The 18647-nt window shown below is 60.7% G+C and carries 14 protein-coding genes; 11 read left to right on the top strand and 3 right to left on the bottom strand.

What is annotated here, in order from left to right:
• Positions 1-9 precede the first annotated feature (9 nt).
• The gene (locus tag N1937_RS15590) at positions 10-735 is read right to left on the bottom strand and encodes a helix-turn-helix transcriptional regulator (RefSeq protein ID WP_260056513.1); all 726 of its coding nucleotides are present in this window, start codon (positions 733-735) and stop codon (positions 10-12) included.
• A 328-nt stretch (positions 736-1063) separates the two neighbouring features.
• On the opposite strand from N1937_RS15590, the gene N1937_RS15585 reads away from it, so the two are divergent.
• Both N1937_RS15585 and N1937_RS15580 read left to right on the top strand, forming a co-directional pair.
• The gene (locus N1937_RS15585) at positions 1064-2713 is read left to right on the top strand and encodes a hypothetical protein (protein WP_260056512.1); all 1650 of its coding nucleotides are present in this window, start codon (positions 1064-1066) and stop codon (positions 2711-2713) included.
• A gap of 199 nt (positions 2714-2912) precedes the next feature.
• Positions 2913-4592 (top strand): formate--tetrahydrofolate ligase, encoded by a 1680-nt coding sequence (locus N1937_RS15580; RefSeq protein WP_260056511.1) that lies wholly within the window; start codon positions 2913-2915, stop codon positions 4590-4592.
• A 24-nt stretch (positions 4593-4616) separates the two neighbouring features.
• Here the strand turns inward: N1937_RS15580 and N1937_RS15575 are convergent, their stop codons facing one another.
• Complete coding sequence (locus tag N1937_RS15575; protein ID WP_260056510.1) at positions 4617-5570, bottom strand: extensin family protein; 954 nt, start codon at positions 5568-5570, stop codon at positions 4617-4619.
• Between the two features lie 270 nt (positions 5571-5840).
• Here N1937_RS15575 and N1937_RS15570 point away from each other — a divergent pair, with 270 nt between their 5' ends.
• The 6 genes from N1937_RS15570 (at position 5841) to queF (ending at position 13295) form a co-directional block, all read left to right on the top strand.
• Positions 5841-8093, top strand: coding sequence for a TonB-dependent hemoglobin/transferrin/lactoferrin family receptor (locus N1937_RS15570; protein ID WP_260056509.1), 2253 nt, complete (start codon positions 5841-5843; stop codon positions 8091-8093).
• 267 nt (positions 8094-8360) lie between these two features.
• Positions 8361-10550 carry an anthranilate synthase gene (locus N1937_RS15565; RefSeq protein ID WP_017965373.1) on the top strand — a complete coding sequence of 730 codons (2190 nt, stop codon included), beginning with the start codon at positions 8361-8363 and terminating at the stop codon, positions 10548-10550.
• A 120-nt stretch (positions 10551-10670) separates the two neighbouring features.
• On the top strand, positions 10671-10910 hold the full coding sequence (locus N1937_RS15560; RefSeq protein ID WP_003561395.1) for a hypothetical protein: 240 nt from the start codon (positions 10671-10673) through the stop codon (positions 10908-10910).
• A gap of 15 nt (positions 10911-10925) precedes the next feature.
• On the top strand, positions 10926-11597 hold the full coding sequence (locus N1937_RS15555) for a DUF2161 domain-containing phosphodiesterase (protein WP_260056508.1): 672 nt from the start codon (positions 10926-10928) through the stop codon (positions 11595-11597).
• Between the two features lie 319 nt (positions 11598-11916).
• Positions 11917-12831 (top strand): CDF family cation efflux transporter EmfA, encoded by a 915-nt coding sequence (gene emfA / locus N1937_RS15550; protein ID WP_260056507.1) that lies wholly within the window; start codon positions 11917-11919, stop codon positions 12829-12831.
• Positions 12831-13295 carry a preQ(1) synthase gene (gene queF, locus N1937_RS15545; protein ID WP_170281354.1) on the top strand — a complete coding sequence of 155 codons (465 nt, stop codon included), beginning with the start codon at positions 12831-12833 and terminating at the stop codon, positions 13293-13295. Before emfA ends, queF begins: the two co-directional genes overlap by 1 nt.
• 124 nt (positions 13296-13419) lie before the next feature.
• Here queF and N1937_RS15540 read toward each other — a convergent pair whose 3' ends face one another.
• Complete coding sequence (locus N1937_RS15540) at positions 13420-14196, bottom strand: DUF2076 domain-containing protein (protein ID WP_260056506.1); 777 nt, start codon at positions 14194-14196, stop codon at positions 13420-13422.
• 279 nt (positions 14197-14475) lie between these two features.
• Here N1937_RS15540 and N1937_RS15535 point away from each other — a divergent pair, with 279 nt between their 5' ends.
• The 3 genes from N1937_RS15535 (at position 14476) to leuA (ending at position 18631) form a co-directional block, all read left to right on the top strand.
• The gene (locus tag N1937_RS15535; RefSeq protein ID WP_017965367.1) at positions 14476-15060 is read left to right on the top strand and encodes an ATP-dependent Clp protease proteolytic subunit; all 585 of its coding nucleotides are present in this window, start codon (positions 14476-14478) and stop codon (positions 15058-15060) included.
• A gap of 162 nt (positions 15061-15222) precedes the next feature.
• Positions 15223-16452 carry a benzoate/H(+) symporter BenE family transporter gene (locus N1937_RS15530; protein WP_260056505.1) on the top strand — a complete coding sequence of 410 codons (1230 nt, stop codon included), beginning with the start codon at positions 15223-15225 and terminating at the stop codon, positions 16450-16452.
• A 427-nt stretch (positions 16453-16879) separates the two neighbouring features.
• Positions 16880-18631, top strand: coding sequence for a 2-isopropylmalate synthase (leuA, locus tag N1937_RS15525; RefSeq protein ID WP_260056504.1), 1752 nt, complete (start codon positions 16880-16882; stop codon positions 18629-18631).
• Positions 18632-18647 lie beyond the last annotated feature (16 nt).

Raw genomic sequence — 18647 nt, 5'->3', positions numbered from 1 at the left:
TCCGATTCCTCAGTTGATCAGCTTCAATCGAATTGCCTTAGCTACCAACTGGGTGCGGTTGACGCAATCGAGTTTTTTGATCGCGTTCGTCATATAGGCGTTCACCGTATGATCCGAGAGCGTCAGGATCTGGCCGATTTCGATCGAGGTCTTGCCCTGAGCAGTCCAGCGTACAACTTCTAGTTCTCTGGTCGATAGCGCGTTATGCGCGCATTCCTCGTTGCGCTTGACTGCATTGTATGCATCGAGTGCATGGAGAATGATCATTGCCAGCTCATTGATCTCGCTCTGGCCGAGTGCGGCGCGGTCGCCGCAGAACCAAAAGACCAGGCGCTGGCCGTCGGCTGTAATGGTCGGCATCGCAACACCCGCCGGTATGGCATGGCGCAGCATCAGGGCACGAAGTTCGGCGGGAAAGGCCTGGCCATTGACAGCGTCGTTGAGATGCCAGGCCGGCGGCACAACGGACTGCCTCAGCCTTAGGCCGAAAGGGCAGCCGCGCATCATGTGGGCGTGGTCGAAATCCCTGATATAGGCGGCCGGAAGCGAGCTCTCGATCAGCAGGGGTTTCAAGAGAAGATCTTCGGGGGAAGGAGCGTGCATCAGTGTCGCATGCGACAATCCGAAGGCTGTGGACACTCTGCCGAGCGCCTGCGCAAACAGGCTGCGGGTTCGAGCGGTCGCAAGCTCTGCCGAAAGCAATGACTGTCTTTCAGAGGTAGTCATGTAAGACATTTGTGCGCCCCGCCAGCCTCAATGTTAACGCTATCAAACATGGAAAGGCGGCCGGATGCTAGTCCCAATTGACTTAACGTCGGCCGATTTACTCATATTGTGTAAAATTATTGACAGCAGATCGCGCTTTAGTTGAGTTTCGACTTGCGGATATAGCGTTGTGGTATCTTTGATTTCCTCCGTGCGCATCCGTCATGGGTTTCGCGCAGTGATGTAGGAAGAGAATCACCTTGGAAGAGCCTGGCGGCAACACTTGTCGAAAACCGGCTTGCTGGCGATCAATGCAATTGCTAAGCGTCTTACCATGTATAATTGAGGCAATTCAACCGTGCGTTCTGCGATTTCTTTTTCAGTGAAGTCCCTATTTTCCCTGATATTACTCGTTTTATTATTTCTAACCCTGCCGATAGGAGCGGCAACCTCGCAGGCCGCCGGGCAGAAGAAGCAGGCAGGGCAGCCGCCGATGCGCTTCATCCTCGTGCGCAGTCTCCTCTGCATGGAAGACTGTCCGGAATGGATATCGGCAGAGGGACGCATAACCTCCGATACGCCGGCCCAGCTCCGAAAAATTCTGAAGAAGATCGGCGATCGGAAATTGCCTATTGTCCTGCTTTCGGAGGGTGGCGAAGTAGACGCGGCCTATGCAATGGGCCGAATGATCCGCAAGGCCGGGCTGGAAACAGCGGTCGGCGGCACCCGGTTGAAGGATTGCCCGGCGGAAGATATGCGTTGCGATGCTGCTGTCGCGAAGGACGGGCCCTCGCTTGGTGACGCCTATTCCGATGGTGCATACTGCTTTTCCGCTTGTCCACTGGTGTTCGCCGGCGGGACCGTGCGTGCGGCGGCGCAATGGGCTTTCATCGGCGTCCACCAGATCACGACCATCTATAACAAGGTGCGCGTTTCCTATCGCATCGAATACAAGATCGTGAACGGCAAGAAGACGGAAATTTCCCGCAAGGAGGTTGGACGCAAGTCAGCGGGGCAAAGCAGTTCGACCAAACTTGGAAAGAAGGCAACCGCTGCCCTGACAGTCTATCTGAAAGAAATGGGCGTCAGCGCCGATCTCATCGGTGTGATGATGAGTGCCACACCTGACAAAATCAATGTCGTACCGCCCGAAGACGCACTTCGAATGGGTCTCGCAACGGACGTGCTGGCGTATAACGAATGGCCCGGCATGCCGCTTTGCGCGTTGGATGCGGCGGCTGAGGCTGTTTGTCACCGCCGTCCGGCGACCGAGGGGCGGGCGCAGGATGCGGCGGCGATAACCAGCGAGACTCCGGCGGAAAATCGGCCGATGGATTTTCTGCTGCTGTATGACGGCAATTGCCAGGACGAATGCACACAGTGGATTTCTGCGGAAGGAGACATCACGCCGGAGACACCGGCTCAGTTCAAGGCAATCTTGAAAACGCTTGGCGAAAGAAAGCTGCCGGTCGTCCTTCAGTCTAATGGCGGGGACATGGATGCGGCTTTCGCGATGGGGCGTATGATCCGGGCTGCTGGCCTGGAGACCTCGATTGGCAGAACGCGATTGCCGAACTGCCCGACGCTGGATCCGCGTTGCAAGGCGAGCATGGCAAAAAGCGGCCCGACCAAGGGCGAGGTCTCTGCCGGCGGCGCATACTGCCTTTCGACCTGTGCTCTGGTCTTGATCAGCGGAACGCCGCGGCTTGTCGGATACTCCGATATCGGCCTCGCCAGACCCACGACGGCTGAATATCCAAAATTCTTCGCCTATTTCGATGAGATGGGTGTCAGTTCCGCGACATTCGAGACGATGATGCTTGTGACATCGATCGAGCAAAAAACCATACCTCGTTCTCAGGCGCTCGAGCTTGGCCTCATCAATGGTATCATCCCTTATGGTGACGAACCCGGCTATCGCCTGTGTGGACCTGATGCCAAGCAAAGTCTTCGATGCCCCAGAAAAGCTGAAGCAGGGATCGCTCCTGCTGCTGCTTCGCTAAATTGATATCGGAATGCGGAACAGGCACAGCTCAGCGTTTCGCGTCCGGCTGCCGCTTGGTCAAGCTCCGAAGGCGCCCGTGCCGCCCGCTAATCCTTAACTGACGCAAGGCGCAGCACTATTCACACCCCGCCGATATTTCGCTATCTCGATCAAGAGAAAAACAACGGCTCCGCGCCCGCGGATGTCGGACGGGGGAACATCCATGCCATCCATCAAATCCGATATCGAAATCGCGCGCGCCGCGGCCAAAAAGCCGATCTTCGAGATCGGGGCGAAACTCGGCATTCCGGTCGAGCAGCTCGTTCCCTATGGTCACGACAAGGCAAAGGTCAGCGCCGAGTTCATCGCCGCGCAAGCGGGCAAGAAGGACGGCAAGCTGATCCTCGTCACCGCAATCAATCCGACACCGGCGGGCGAGGGCAAGACGACGACCACCGTCGGGCTCGGCGACGGCCTGAACCGGATCGGCAAGAAAGCCGTCGTCTGCATCCGCGAGGCCTCTCTCGGCCCCTGCTTCGGCGTCAAGGGCGGGGCGGCCGGCGGCGGTTACGCGCAGGTCGTGCCGATGGAAGACATCAACCTGCATTTCACCGGCGACTTCCATGCGATCACCTCGGCACACAATCTGCTGGCGGCGATGATCGACAATCACATCTACTGGGGCAACGAAGAGAATATCGACATCCGCCGCATCACCTGGCGGCGGGTGATGGACATGAACGACCGGGCACTCAGAAGCATGGTCTCCTCGCTCGGCGGCGTCGCCAACGGCTTCCCGCGCCAGGGTGGGTTCGACATCACCGTCGCCTCCGAGGTGATGGCGATCCTCTGCCTTGCCACCGATCTCAAGGATCTGGAGCGGCGGCTCGGCGACATCATCATCGGCTATCGTTTCGACCGGACACCGGTGCATGCGCGCGACCTGAAGGCCGACGGCGCCATGGCGGTTCTCTTGAAAGATGCGATGCAGCCGAACCTGGTGCAGACGCTGGAGAACAATCCGGCCTTCGTGCATGGCGGCCCCTTCGCCAACATCGCCCATGGCTGCAACTCGGTGACTGCGACCAAGACGGCGCTGAAGCTCGGCGATTATGTGGTGACGGAAGCGGGCTTCGGTGCCGATCTCGGGGCTGAGAAATTCTTCGACATCAAGTGCCGCAAGGCAGGGCTGAAGCCGGATGCGGCGGTCATCGTCGCGACCGTCCGGGCGCTGAAAATGAATGGCGGGGTGAAGAAGGAAGATCTCGGCTCCGAGGATGTCGTGGCGCTGAAAAAGGGCTGCGCCAATCTTGGCCGGCACGTCGCCAATGTGCGCCGGTTCGGCGTGCCCGTCATCGTGGCGATCAACCATTTCGTCTCGGATACCGAGGCCGAGATCGCGGCGGTCAAGGAATTCGTCTCGAGACTTGGCGCCGAGGCGATCCTCTGCCGTCACTGGGCGCTGGGTTCGGCCGGCATCGAGGACCTGGCGCACAAGGTGGTGGAACTGGCAGAATCCGGGCAGGCGAAATTCCAGCCGCTTTACGGCGATGATCTTTCGCTGTTCGAAAAGATCGAGATCGTCGCCTCGAAGATCTACCATGCGGGCGAGGTGACGGCCGACAAAGCGGTGCGCGACCAGTTGCAGACATGGGAGGAACAGGGCTACGGCAAGCTGCCGATCTGCATGGCGAAGACGCAATATTCCTTCTCCACCGATCCAAACCTGCGTGGCGCGCCGGAAGGCCACATCGTCACCGTGCGGGAGGTGCGGCTTTCCGCGGGAGCGGGCTTCGTTGTCGCCATCACCGGCGAGATCATGACAATGCCCGGCCTGCCGAAATCGCCGTCGGCGGAGCGGATTTTCCTGAACGATCAGGGTTATATCGAAGGTCTGTTCTGATCCGGCGACGGCCTACCGGGATGATTAGTGGCAATAGCGATAGCCACCCTTCCTCTCGATCACGTCGAGATGGAAATGCGTCTCATGGGCGGCGTCGCTTTCGGGGTCGAGGACGGTGGTGAAATAGAGGCAGCCGGCGGCGCTGACGGTGCGCTGGAAGGCGCCGGTCAGCGTCGGATCCTCGCGGCGGGAGCGGACGGCGACATCCTCGCCCTTTTCGAAATGGAAGCTCGCAATGTCGATGGCGTTGCCGCGGGCATGTTCGGAGATCTTGCCGGTTCCAGCGCCGTTGCGCAGGCGGCACATATAGGCCGTTGCCTGGTTGACGGTGGTGATGCGGCCCTGCTCCGGCAGGGCGGTGGAGGCGGCCGGGATGACACTATCTTTCATCCAGCGGGCAAGGGCAAGCGCTGCCGGGCAGCGGATCGTCGCCTCCGGCTTCAGCTTGATGCCGGGCAGGGCTTCGGAGACGATGATCGGCTTGTCGATGCCGCAGCCATTGCCGTCGTCGATGCGCGGCGCGTCCTTGAAGACCACACCCAGGGCCTGAAGCGCAGCCGTGCATTCGGCGTGCTCGGCATCGCTTTCGGGCTCGATCGTCAGATGCTGTTCCTCGAGCGTTTGTGCGGCGGGAGGCTCGTTCTCCTCAGTCGGAGCCTGCGGGTTTTCCTTCCCAGGGGGAAGTGGCGGTCCCTGCATCGGTTTGGCGGATTCAGTTTTCGGTGTCGCCGGTTCGTTCGGTGTCGATATCTCTGGTTTTTGAGTCCCTGGTTTTTGAATGTCGGGCTTCGGTTCAGGAGTGGGCATTTTTGCGGCCGGCGGCGGTTGCGTGCCTTCGGCATTTGAATCGGGCGTGGGTGCGGACGTGCCTTCGATATCCGGCCTTTGTTGTGGCAGAGGACCGTGAACGGGCAGGCGGGCACCGGCAAGAACGGCGGTTGCGGCGAGAAGGATCGCCAGTATCGCAAGTTTTCTCAACGCATCCGATTCCCTGGTGTCGATAGCTAGGGATAACGCAAGGGGGCGGATTTCGTTGCAATTTCGCAACGTCCGGAGAGATCATTAAAACTTGATAATTTTATTCAATATAAATCGCCGCTTTATGTTGACAATACTACTCATGTTTTTTATGCGGCAAAAAGAAGGCGGTATTTTGCATCGTCTTCATCCGCAAAAGCCCAGCCAGCCCCTCGAGCGTTCGACGCGCCCCGACCAGCCAGCCCGGTAATCATCATTAAGGGGTAGGTTATGATCGTCCGGCATTGGCGCTCGGTTCTATTGGTCTGCACGGCAGCCACAGTTGTTCTTCCTGTTTCGCAGTCTTTTGCGCAAAGCGCTACGGCAACCACGCTGCAAGCCGCGACGGAGGACAGCACCGTCCTGGAGAAGATCGTCGTCAAGGGCAAACGCGTGGCGCCGGGCAGCGTCGCCGACACGCCGCTGGCGACCGAGATCACTGCCAAGCAGCTCGAAGAAAAGCAGGTCACCAATTTTGACGATATCGGTCGCAGCGTCGATGCAGGCGTAAATTATTCGCGTGGTGACGCAGGCTTCAACCTGCGCGGCCTTTCCGGCGCGCGCATCCTGACCACCATCGACGGCATTCCGATACCTTATATTTCGAACAGCGCGCGCCAGGGTGCCTTTGCGCCGGCCAACGCCAACGGCGGCGGCGACACCTTCGATTTCGATTCACTGTCCTCGTTCGACATCGTGCGCGGCGCGGATTCGAGCAAGGGCGGTTCCGGCATGCTCGGCGGCGCCATCGTTCTCAATATGCTGGAGCCGGAGGATCTTATTCCCGAAGGCCGGGATTGGGGTGCGATCGTCAAGTCGACCTATGACAGCGAAGACCGCAGCATTTCCGGCTCGGCCGCCGCTGCCAAGAAGATCGGCAACACGTCGATCCTCTTTCAGGGCGGCTACCGCAAGGGCCATGAACGCGACAACATGGGCGACAATGGCAGCTACGGTCGTTTCCGCACCGAGGCGGATCCGGCTGATTTCGATCAACACAATCTGCTCTTCAAACTGCGTCAGGAGCTGGAAGGCGGGCACCGCATCGGCCTGACGGCCGAGCGTTTCCGTCGCGACCTGCAGACCGACCTGCGTGAACAGCAAGGCACCGGACGCACCTATATGATCGGCAACTACGACGGTCGCGAACTGCGTGACCGCGATCGCGTATCGCTCGATTATGATTATGAGGCCCAGTCTTCCGACGCATTCTTCAGCAGTGCGCGAGCCACGCTCTATTGGCTGGATTTGAAGAAGGAATCCGGCAGCAAGGGCCGTACGGCAGCGAATGTGGCTTATGGCCGTAACAACGAGATCGAAAACGAAACCTGGGGCTTCAGCGGCACGGCGACGAAGGATTTCGAATATTCCGGTCTCAGCCACTCCGTTCGCGTTGGTCTCGATGTCGGCGTTTCCAGCTGGAGCCAGTATAGCTGGGCACTTTGCCCCACACCGACGACCTGCCCCTCGCTGAACAACCAGGCGGAAGTGCCCGATGTCGACAGCCAGAACCTTGGGCTGAGCTTCGAAGACAAGATCGAAATCGGCAATACCGGCTTCGTGCTGACACCCGGCTTCCGCTTTGACTGGTTCAACTACAATCCCTCAACCGGCGGGAGTTTCGCAAGCAATACCGGGCTTACCCGTTTCGGGGACCTGAACGACCGAACGGAAGCCGGCCTGTCACCGAAGATTCTTGCGACATACGACCTGACGCCTGACGTGCAGCTCTACATGCAGCTGGCAGTCGGCTTCCGCGCACCTACCGTGGACGAACTCTACAGCCGCTTCTACAACCCGACGGGCCGCTACGCCCAGCTCGGCAATCCCGATCTTGAACCCGAAATCGGCCGCGGCGTCGAAATCGGCGCCAATTTTGACACGGGCGATTTTACTGGTCGGGTCGCGGCTTTCCACACCCGCTACCAGAACTTTATCGAGACGGTGACGAGCATCGATGCGACCGGCTTCACGACGTTCAACTACGCGAATGTGTCAGCGGCCACGATCTCCGGTATTGAAGCCAGCGCCGTCAAGACGTTCAACAACGGCATCAATCTGCATGCGTCACTTGCCTATGCCTATGGCAAGAACGAGGATACCGCCCAGCGCCTGCGCTCGGTGGCGCCATTCAAGGCGATCGTCGGCGGCGGTTGGAGCAACGAGACTTTCGGCTTCGATCTTTCTTCTACGCTTTCGGCCGGCATGCTCACCGACCATCTCAAGACGCCCGTCACCAACACCGCCGACACAACCTTCGATGCGCCCGGCTACGCAATCGTCGACCTGACCGGCTGGTGGACGCCGGACCAAATGCCGGGCCTGCGCGTGCAGGCAGGCGTCTACAACATCTTCGATCAGGAATATTTCAACGCGCTCGCCGTGCGCGATGTCAACCTGAGCTCGGCGACGGCGTCCCAGCCGCGGGAGTGGTATTCGGAGCCGGGTCGTACGTTCAAGGTCTCGCTGACCAAGACCTTCTGATCGCGATCACGCTTTCAGGGCTGGGGATGGGCGGCTTTCGGGGCGCCCTTTTCATTCCCGCATTCGCCTCTTGCGCAATGGCTGATCTCAGGCTAACAATTTTCTCCATGATCAAGTCCTTGAACATTGCAGTTTGGTGGTGGGTTCGCTAAGGCGGCCTCGACCAATCGTGTTCAAAGACGACGAGTGAGCCGCCCGAAACTTCGAGGCGGCTTTTTTTTGTTTTATGGCCGCCTGTCGTCCGGGCCCCGATAACGGAGTGGAACAATGGTAACGATCCTGCGGGATGATGGTGCGGAAATCTACGAGACCAAGGGCGGCATATCCGTCACGCGGCAGCGACGGGCGATCCCCTACGGCGATGCGGTCTCTTCCTATGTCGACAAGCTCGACGAGCGCCGCGGTGCGGTGTTCTCGTCGAACTACGAATATCCGGGCCGCTATACGCGCTGGGATACCGCGGTCGTCGATCCGCCGCTCGGCATCTCCTCCTTCGGGCGTGACGTCTGGATCGAAGCCTATAATGAACGCGGCGAAGTGATCCTCGGCTTCGTGACCGAGCGGCTGAAGACGGTGTCCGACATCGTGCTCGGCGTGTCCTCCGCCCGTCGCCTCGACCTGACCGTCAAGACGCCGGACCGGGTGTTTACCGAGGAAGAGCGCTCGAAGATGCCGACGGTCTTCACCGTGCTGCGCGCCGTCACCGACCTGTTCTATTCGCAGGCGGATGCGAGCCTCGGGCTCTACGGCGCCTTCGGATACGACATCGCCTTCCAGTTCGATGCGATCGATCTGAAGCTGACGCGGCCCTCAGACCAGCGCGACATGGTGCTCTATCTGCCGGACGAGATCCTTGTCGTCGACAACTACGCCGCCAAGGCCTGGGTCGACCGTTACGACTTCGAAAAAGGCGGCGTGTCGACCGAGGGCAAGGCCCAAGATATCGCGGCGGAGCCCTTCAAACACACGGATGCCATTCCGCCGAAGAGCGATCACCGGCCGGGCGAATATGCCGAGCTCGTCACCAAGGCGAAGGAAAGTTTCCGCAAGGGCGACCTCTTCGAAGTCGTGCCCGGGCAGAAATTCATGGAGCGCTGCGACAGCAAGCCGTCCGACATTTCCAAGCGGCTGAAGGCGATCAATCCGTCGCCCTATTCCTTTTTTATCAATCTCGGCCATCAGGAATATCTGGTCGGCGCCTCACCTGAAATGTTCGTGCGCGTTTCCGGCCGTCGCATCGAAACCTGTCCGATTTCGGGCACGATCAAGCGCGGCGACGATCCGATCGCCGACAGCGAGCAGATTTTGAAGCTCCTGAATTCGAAGAAGGACGAGTCCGAGCTTACCATGTGCTCTGATGTCGACCGCAACGACAAAAGCCGCGTCTGCGAGCCGGGTTCGGTCAAGGTCATCGGCCGCCGGCAGATCGAGATGTATTCGCGCCTCATCCACACGGTCGACCATATCGAAGGGCGGCTGCGCGACGACATGGACGCCTTCGACGGTTTCCTCAGCCACGCCTGGGCGGTCACTGTCACCGGCGCCCCGAAGCTCTGGGCGATGCGCTTCATCGAGAGCCATGAAAAAAGCCCGCGTGCCTGGTATGGCGGGGCGATCGGCATGGTCGGCTTCAACGGCGACATGAACACCGGTCTGACGTTGCGCACCGTGCGCATCAAGGATGGTATCGCCGAGGTGCGTGCTGGTGCGACGCTGCTCAACGATTCCATTCCTGAGGAAGAAGAAGCCGAAACAGAACTGAAGGCCTCCGCCATGCTTTCCGCCATTCGAGACGCCAAGACGGGCAATTCCGGCAGGATACAGCGCGACGTCGCGAGCGTCGGCAAGGGCGTCAGCATCCTGCTCGTCGATCACGAAGACAGCTTCGTCCACACGCTCGCCAATTATTTCCGCCAGACGGGGGCGACGGTTTCGACCGTGCGCACGCCCGTTCCGGAGGAAATCTTCGACCGGCTGAATCCGGACCTCGTCGTGCTGTCGCCAGGACCTGGAACGCCCAAGGATTTCGACTGCAAGGCGACGATCAAGAAGGCGCGGGCGCGCAACCTGCCAATCTTCGGCGTCTGCCTCGGCCTGCAGGCGCTCGCCGAAGCCTATGGCGGGGAGCTGCGCCATCTGGCGCTGCCGATGCACGGCAAGCCCTCGCGCATCCGCGTGCTGGAGCCCGGCATCGTCTTCTCCGGCCTTGCCAAGGAGGTGACGGTCGGCCGCTACCACTCGATCTTCGCCGATCCCTCGACGCTGCCGCGCGAGTTCATCATCACGGCGGAAAGCGACGACGGCACGATCATGGGTATCGAACACGCCAAGGAACCGATCGCCGCAGTGCAGTTCCATCCTGAGTCGATCATGACGCTCGGTGGCGATGCCGGGATGCGGATGATCGAAAATGTCGTGGCGCATCTGGCGCGCAGGGTGAAGACGAAGGCTGCGTGACGGCAATTTCGCCTGGCCCTTCCTATTGTGGGAAGGGCCAGGCTCAGGCCGTCGGGCCGCGACTTGACTTCTTCCGGCAAATCAGAACATTTCAGGAACGATCAATCGGAACCTGTCGCCGTGGCCAATGCTGAAAAGTTCATCGTTCTCCCTTATCGCAAGAACCGCGGCAATCTCGTGCCCGGCGAAATGCGCCAGGCATCGAACTCCGTCAGTGCGGAAAAGATCGCCTCGGCGATGGCTGAGCGTTTCGTCGGCGTGGCGGCCTATGCCGTGATCGTCGATGAAGAAACCGGCGACATGTCGTCGCCGCGATTGCTTGCACGATATGGCGAGATTGCCGATCTCAACGCCGCCTGAGGCGCCGTTTTTACCATGGAGACGTCGCTCTACCTGCCGGTCAAAGCTTTCCTGGAGGCGGCTGGTTATGTCGTGAAGGGCGAGGTCGGCGGATGCGATCTCGTCGGCTTGAGCGGCGCCGAGCCGCCGGTCGTGGTGGTCTGCGAACTGAAACTCTCCTTCAATCTCGAATTGCTTCTCCAGGCGGTTGACCGCGCGGCGATGAGTGATGAAGTCTGGGTCGCGGCCCGCGTTTCCGCCAAAGGCCGAGGGCGGGAGGCCGACAAACGATACCGCGACCTCTGCCGGCGACTTGGTATCGGCATGCTTGGCGTCTCCGATGGCGGCGAGGTCAGCGTCATCGTCAGCTCCGTCTCGCCTATGCCACGCACCAATCCGAAGCGGCGCTCGCGCCTTGTCAGGGAGCATCAGCGCCGCCGTGGCGATCCCGCCGTCGGTGGCGGCTCGCGGGCGCCGATCATGACCGCCTATCGCCAGCAGGCGTTGCTCTGCGCCTCAGCACTCGATGGAGGGCTCAAGCGGCCGCGAGATATGAAGGCGCTTGTGCCCAATGCCGGGCCGATCCTGCGCGACAACGTCTACGGATGGTTCGAGCGGATAGAAAAGGGTGTTTACGCCCTGACGTCTGCAGGACAGGCTGCTCTTTTGCGCTGGCCGCAGCCTGTCCCTTCCGACCCGGCTCCTTGAGCCGGCGCAGTACCGAGCAACGGGGATCGTTCGACGAGCGCTGCTTTCCGGCTACTGCATAGCCCCGTAAAGCGGAATCGATTTGAGGATAAAATTATGCAGTAATTCAAAGTGTTACGGCGTCTTTTACGCGTCCGAAAGGATGCGCGGCGCTGTAAGGCCGGCAACGCTTGTGAACGGCGTGTCATTCCCCTTTGACAAATCCTCCGTCATCGCCCATATCACCCTAGACTGAACCGCCTGCGCGACATTCGCGTGGGCGGTTTTGCGTTTCAACGGCTTAAAAGCTGCAATTCATTCGCAACCGCAGGGGGACGATATGAGTGACGACGGCGATCTTACGGTTCGGAAGCTGGCGATGTGGGGGATTCCGCTGTCGCTCGGCGTCATGGGTCTGAAGATGGTGGCGTGGTGGGTCACCGGGTCGGTGGCGCTGCTGTCGGACGGGCTCGAATCGTCGGTCAATGTCGCCGCCGCCTTCATCGCCTTCTTCGTCATCCGCTACGCGCAGAAGCCGGCCGATCACGACCATCCCTTCGGCCATCACAAGGCGGAATATCTGTCTGCCGTCACCGAGGGCGCGCTGATCATCGTCGCCGCCCTGCTGATCGTCAACGAAGCGATCGGTTTCCTCGCCGAACCGCGCATGCTCGATGCGCCGGTACTCGGCCTTGCGATCAATTTCGCGGCCGGCGTCATCAATGCGATCTGGGCGCGGCTGTTGATCCGGACGGGGCGCCAGCACCGCTCGGCGGCGCTCGCGGCGGATGGGCAGCACATCATGTCCGATGTGGTGACCTCTGTCGGCGTGCTCGTCGGCCTGCTGCTGGCGCTGGCGACGGGCTATGCGATCTTCGACCCGATACTCGCTATCATTGTTGCCGTCAACATCCTCTATCAGGGGTGGAAGGTGATCTCGCAATCGATCGGCGGGTTGATGGACCAGGCGGTCGAGCCGCAGGAGGAGGAGGCGATCAAACAGGCGATCGCTACCCACGCCGAAGGCTCAATCGGCGTGCACGACCTGAAAACGCGACGTGCGGGTAAAGTCACCTTCATCGATTTTCACATGGTGGTGCCAGGAGCGATGTCCGTTCGGCAGGCGCATGATATATGCGACCGCCTTGAGGATGCCATCAGGGCGGTGCACGAGGGCGCCACTATCGCAATTCATGTGGAGCCGGAGGGCGAGAAGGCTCACGGCATCCGCGTCAAAGTCGTCAAGGAGGCATGATGCCGAATACCGATGTTTCCAGCCTGTCGATGCTAGGTCAGCAAACCGAAACCGCAAGATCGCCGGAAGAGGCAGTGCTTGAGAAAGTGCCGTCCAACCATGCCGGCACCGATTATGTCGTGCGCTTCACCGCGCCGGAATTCACCTCGCTCTGCCCGATGACCGGGCAGCCGGATTTCGCCCATATCGTCATCGACTACATTCCAGGCGAATGGCTGGTGGAATCGAAGTCGCTGAAGCTCTTCCTGCATTCCTTCCGCAATCACGGCGCTTTCCACGAGGATTGCTCGATCTACATCGCCAAGCGCATCGTCGAACTGCTCGATCCGAGGTGGCTGAGGATCGGTGCCTACTGGTATCCGCGCGGCGGCATTCCGATCGACGTCTTCTGGCAGACGGGCACACCGCCGGAGGGCGTGTGGCTGCCGGAACAGGGCGTCGCCACCTACCGCGGCCGTGGGTGAGCCGCGGTCGGGCAAAGCCCGAGCAATCGATCCAGCGAATCGATTGCAGCGGCGAACGCCCTGAGCTTAAGCGAAGGGCCGGGATACGGTGCGGCAACCGCTGCCCGTCTCCAACCGCCAAACCTCACACATCCGTAACGTCGTCACTGGACGAATCGTCGGTGTAGTCGTCGCTGTCGTCATAATCGGCCTGCTGCAGATTGTCGTTGTCGTTATTATCGGCCGCATTGTCGGACGCCTGGCGGGTGTCGTCATTGCCGTAATAATTGTTGATGACGGTTTCCTCTGTGGGCGCGCTGGCATTGCCAAAGGGGTTGGCGCCGAAGGGCGAGCCCCAACCAAGTGAGGACATGTGATTGCCGAAGATCCCGCTCAGCGAATTGGCAAGCAGCATGCCGCCGGCAACGCCGGCTGCCGTGCCGAGCGCACCGCGCAGGAAGCTGCCGCCGGCCGACGGCGCCGAGACCTGCTGGCTCCAGGGGCCGGTCGGCTGTTGCTGCTGCGGATGGCGGCCATCGCGGTCATAGCCGCGTGAATCGTCATCGGCGCGGGACTGCTGACCCCAGGGACCGGGATTGGAGGGGACGGGTGCCGGCTGCTGCGTCTGGGTGTTGCCGAAGATCGAACTCAGGAAGCCGCCGCCCTGTTCGGCTTGGCGGTGCTCGCTCGCGCCGGCTTCCAGTTGGCGGACACGCTCTTCGAGTTCCTTGATGTGATTGGCGGCCGCTTCCAGTCCCTTTTCCTGAACGATGACGGCCTGGGCCAGATAGTAGGTGGCGGAGGGCTGTTCGCGTGTCGCCTGTTCGATCAGGGCCTCAGCGTCGCGGTCGCGCGGCTGGGCCGCTGCGGTGCGCACACGGTCGAAGAGGGCGGTCAGCAATTGGCGTTCTTCGGGTGACATGTTCTGCCTCCTGTTGGTCAGGAGCACTCTCGTATCCGACCGGACGCGTAAAGCGCTCCATGGTTTTTCGGTGCAGCTATCGCTGCGTGAGGTTGAGGTAGGAACCGATTCAGGCTTTTCAAAGCCTTTCACCGTTACATTTCAGTAAGGCTTGCAGAACGGCGCGCGGCTTCTTATGGATATCTCCATCGCTTCGGTGCCTTGTGTTTTTCCCACATTGTTTTAGGCATTGAGTCGCACTATGTGCGGGGAAGCCGAATTCATCTCCAAGAGGTTCGAATGAACGACGAAGACCAGGACGACAAGACGAAGGAACTGCCGCTCGGCAAGGAAACGGAGGCGAATCTTTTCAAGTCGCGTTCGATCTTCATCTACGGACCGATCAATCAGGAATTGGCGCAGAAGGTCTGCTCGCAGCTCGTGGCACTGGCCGCGGCCAGCGACGAGGACATTCGCATCTATGTCAATTCGCCCGGCGGTCACGTCGAATCCGGCGATTCCATCCATGACATGATCAAGTTCATCAAGCCGAAGGTCTGGATGATCGGCACCGGTTGGGTCGCCTCCGCCGGCGCGCTGATCTATGTCGCCACTCCGAAGGAGCGGCGCCTGTGCTTGCCGAACACGCGCTTCCTGCTGCATCAGCCCTCCGGCGGCACGCGCGGCATGGCATCCGACATCGAAATCCAGGCGCGCGAAATCATCAAGATGAACGAGCGCCTGAACAGGATCATGGCAGAGGCCACCGGCCAGCCGCTCGACAAGATCGCCAAGGATACGGATCGCGACTACTGGCTGTCGGCCGAAGAGGCGAAGGAGTACGGCCTCGTTTCGCGGATCGTGACGTCTCAGGCCGATATCTGAGTTTTCTCAGCCAAGGCTGCCGAGAACCCGCCCTTGCCTGCCGATCGCAGGCGAGGGCGTTCTGTTTTCGGGTAGTGCTTGAACGGCGATGGTTTCCTAGCGGCAAGGTCTGAACGGAAAGCAATGAATCCGGACTTGCGTCTGGGACAACCATCATGCTCCATGCGCCATTCGCGCAGCTCGAGTCCCGTCATGCTCAAAGACTTTTCCGTCCAAGCCCTGTTCATGGGCCTGCTGACCGCCTTCGTCGGTTCCGCCAGCTCCTTCGCCGTTGTGCTGCACGGGTTGCAGGCGGTCGGCGCCACGGATGTACAGGCGGCTTCCGGGCTCATGGCATTGTCGATTTCCATGGGCGTCTGCGCGATCGTGTTGAGTGCCGTGACCCGGTTGCCGGTCAGCATCGCCTGGTCGACACCGGGTGCCGCACTGCTGGCAAGCACCGGGGCGATCGAGGGCGGCTTCAACGCGGCGGTCGGGGCATTTCTGATCTGTGCTGTGCTGATTATCGTTGCGGGACTGTTCAAGCCGCTCGGGCGAGCGGTTGCCGCGATTCCGGCACCACTCGCCAATGCGATGCTTGCCGGCGTGCTGATCGGCCTCTGCTTCGCACCGGTGAAGGCGATCGGCTTCAATCCGCTGTTCGGTCTGCCGATCGTCGTCGCCTGGATCGTCGTCGGCGTCTTCAAGCGGCTTTGGGCGGTGCCGGCAGCACTCGCAGCCTTCGCGCTGGTGCTCGCCTTCGGCGTCGATATCCCCGACGGTGCGCTCGGCTCGCTGGAACAATCACTGGTGCCAACGGCGGAAATCGTCCGGCCGGTGTTCAATTTGGCCGGCCTCATCTCGATCGCGCTGCCGCTCTTCATCGTCACCATGGCTTCGCAGAACATTCCGGGTATCGCGGTGCTGAAGGTCAACCACTACGATCCGAAGCCCGGTCCGCTCTTTGCCGTCACCGGCTTCTTCTCGCTGCTGTCGGCGCCGTTCGGCGGCCACGCGGTCAATCTGGCGGCCATCACCGCGGCGATGTGCGCCGGACAGGATGCCCATGCCGACCCGAAGCGGCGCTATTGGGCGTCGCTGATCGCCGGCGTCGGTTATATCATCCTCGGGCTGCTTGCCGGCGCGGTGACGGCCTTCGTCGCGCTGGCGCCTTCGATCCTGATCGAGGCGGTAGCGGGGCTGGCGCTGGTCGGCGCCTTTTCGTCCTCGGCGATGTCGGCCTTCCAGGCGCCAGCCTCCCGTGAGGCGGCGGCAATCACCTTCCTCGTCACCGCATCCGGGGTTTCCTTCGGCGGCATTTCCGGCGCCTTCTGGGGCCTGATCGCGGGTGGGCTGATGCTGGCGCTGTCGCGGCTGGTGAAGATTTGGAAAGACCGAGCTCAGTCGAGGTAACGGAACGTCGTTGTGCTCCCCAAATGCCGGATCCTGGCGCTTTCAAGCAGCTCCGCCGGCAATAAGGACAGTTCGTCGATCGTTGGCGGCGACCAAAAGCCGGGCAAGGACTTGCCAGTCTTACAGCCCGAGGTTATAAGCGCGGTCATGAAGACCACTTGCGCCAGAATTTCTGAGACGATTGTACGCGGCCGCATCGCCCTGCGTGACGTCTCGCGCGCCCTGACCTCGCTTCTTCTCCTCGGCCTTACACGCGGTTGCCGGGTCCTTTGAGGAGCGCCCGGCGGCCGAAAGCCCGCCCGGCCATCGCTCCTCGCGACTCATTTTCAAAATTGACCTAACGACCGACAAGGTCCGCATTTGTTTATCGCCAAGCCCGACGTGATCGGCTAAGAGCGGGCAAATGCCGGGACGAGGAGACGATACAATGGACGCGAAGACGCAATCCTCCGAAAATAAGATGGCCTCCAAGAGCGGAACGAACTCCGCAAAAGGCATGCCCGACGCCGCGGTAAAATACCGGGCCTATCCGCAGGTGAACATTCCCGATCGCACATGGCCGACGAAGACCATTACCAAGGCACCGGTCTGGTGCTCGGTCGACCTGCGCGATGGCAACCAGGCGCTCGTCGACCCGATGGGACACGATCGCAAGGCGCGGATGTTCCATTTGCTGATCGAGATGGGCTTCAAGGAAATCGAGATCGGTTTCCCCTCGGCCTCGCAGACCGATTTCGACTTCGCCCGCTGGTGTGTGGAGGAGGGCAATGTGCCCGACGACGTCTCCCTGCAGGTATTGGTGCAGTGCCGCCCGGAACTCATTACCCGCACCTTCGAAGCACTGGAAGGCGCAAATCGGCCGATCGTGCACTTCTACAACTCCACCAGCGAGTTGCAGCGCCGCGTCGTCTTCGCCAAGGATGTGCAGGGCATCAAGCAGATCGCCGTCGATGCCGCCAAGATGATCACCGATATGGCCGCGAAGGCCGGCGGCGGTTACCGTTTCGAATATTCGCCGGAGAGCTTTACCGGCACGGAACTCGATGTGGCGCTGGAGATCTGCAACGCCGTCATCGAGGTCGTCAAGCCGACGCCCGATAACAAGCTGATCATCAACCTGCCATCCACCGTCGAGATGGCGACGCCGAACGTCTACGCCGACCAGATCGAATGGATGTGTCGCAACCTCGACAATCGCGAGAACCTGATCGTTTCGCTGCATCCGCATAACGACCGCGGCACCGGCATTGCCGCTGCCGAATTGGCTCTGCTGGCAGGTGCCGACCGCGTCGAAGGCACGCTGTTCGGCAATGGCGAGCGCACCGGCAATGTCGACATGGTGACGATGGCGCTGAACATGTTCACGCAAGGCGTCGATCCCGAGATCGACTGCTCGAATATCGAGCGCATCAAGGAAGTGTTCGAATATTCGAACCAGATGGCGATCGGCGAGCGTCATCCCTACGTCGGCGAACTGGTCTATACGGCCTTCTCCGGCTCGCATCAGGATGCGATCAACAAGGGTATGAAGGCAGCACAGGTCGCCAATCATCCCGTGTGGGAGGTCCCGTACCTGCCGATCGATCCGCGCGATGTCGGTCGTTCCTACGAGGCGATCATCCGCATCAACTCTCAGTCCGGCAAGGGCGGCATCGCCTATATCCTGCAGCAGGATTACGGGCTGAACCTGCCGCGTAACCTGCAGGTGGAATACCGCGAGGATATCCAGCGCATCACCGACGTAGAGGGCAAGGAGCTTCCGTCCCGGCGCATCTACGACCGCTTCATCGAGCGCTACGTGACGCAGCCGGAAGGGCGCCTGCGCTTCGTCGACCATCACACCTATCCCGACACCGAGCACAAAGGTCAGCGGATCGTCGCAGCCGAGATTACCGACAATGGGGAGATCAAGCGCATCGAAGGGCGCGGTAACGGTCCGATCGACGGCTTCATCAATGCGCTGTCGCATTATCTCGGCATTGAGATGTCGGTCGAGGACTATTCTGAGCATTCGCTCCAGCATGGCTCGAACGCGGCGGCGATCTCCTATGTCGAGACCTCCTATCCCGGCGGCAAACTCTTCGGCGCCGGCATCAATACCAACATCGTCGCGGCATCGCTGGAAGCGATCGTCTCGGCCGCCAACCGCGTGCTCGACGTGAAGGCCGGCAAGGCCTGATCTTAAAAGGACTCAG

Source organism: Rhizobium sp. WSM4643 (genome assembly GCF_025152745.1).
GTDB lineage: Bacteria > Pseudomonadota > Alphaproteobacteria > Rhizobiales > Rhizobiaceae > Rhizobium > Rhizobium leguminosarum_I.
This window is presented reverse-complemented; position numbering and strand designations above follow the sequence as displayed.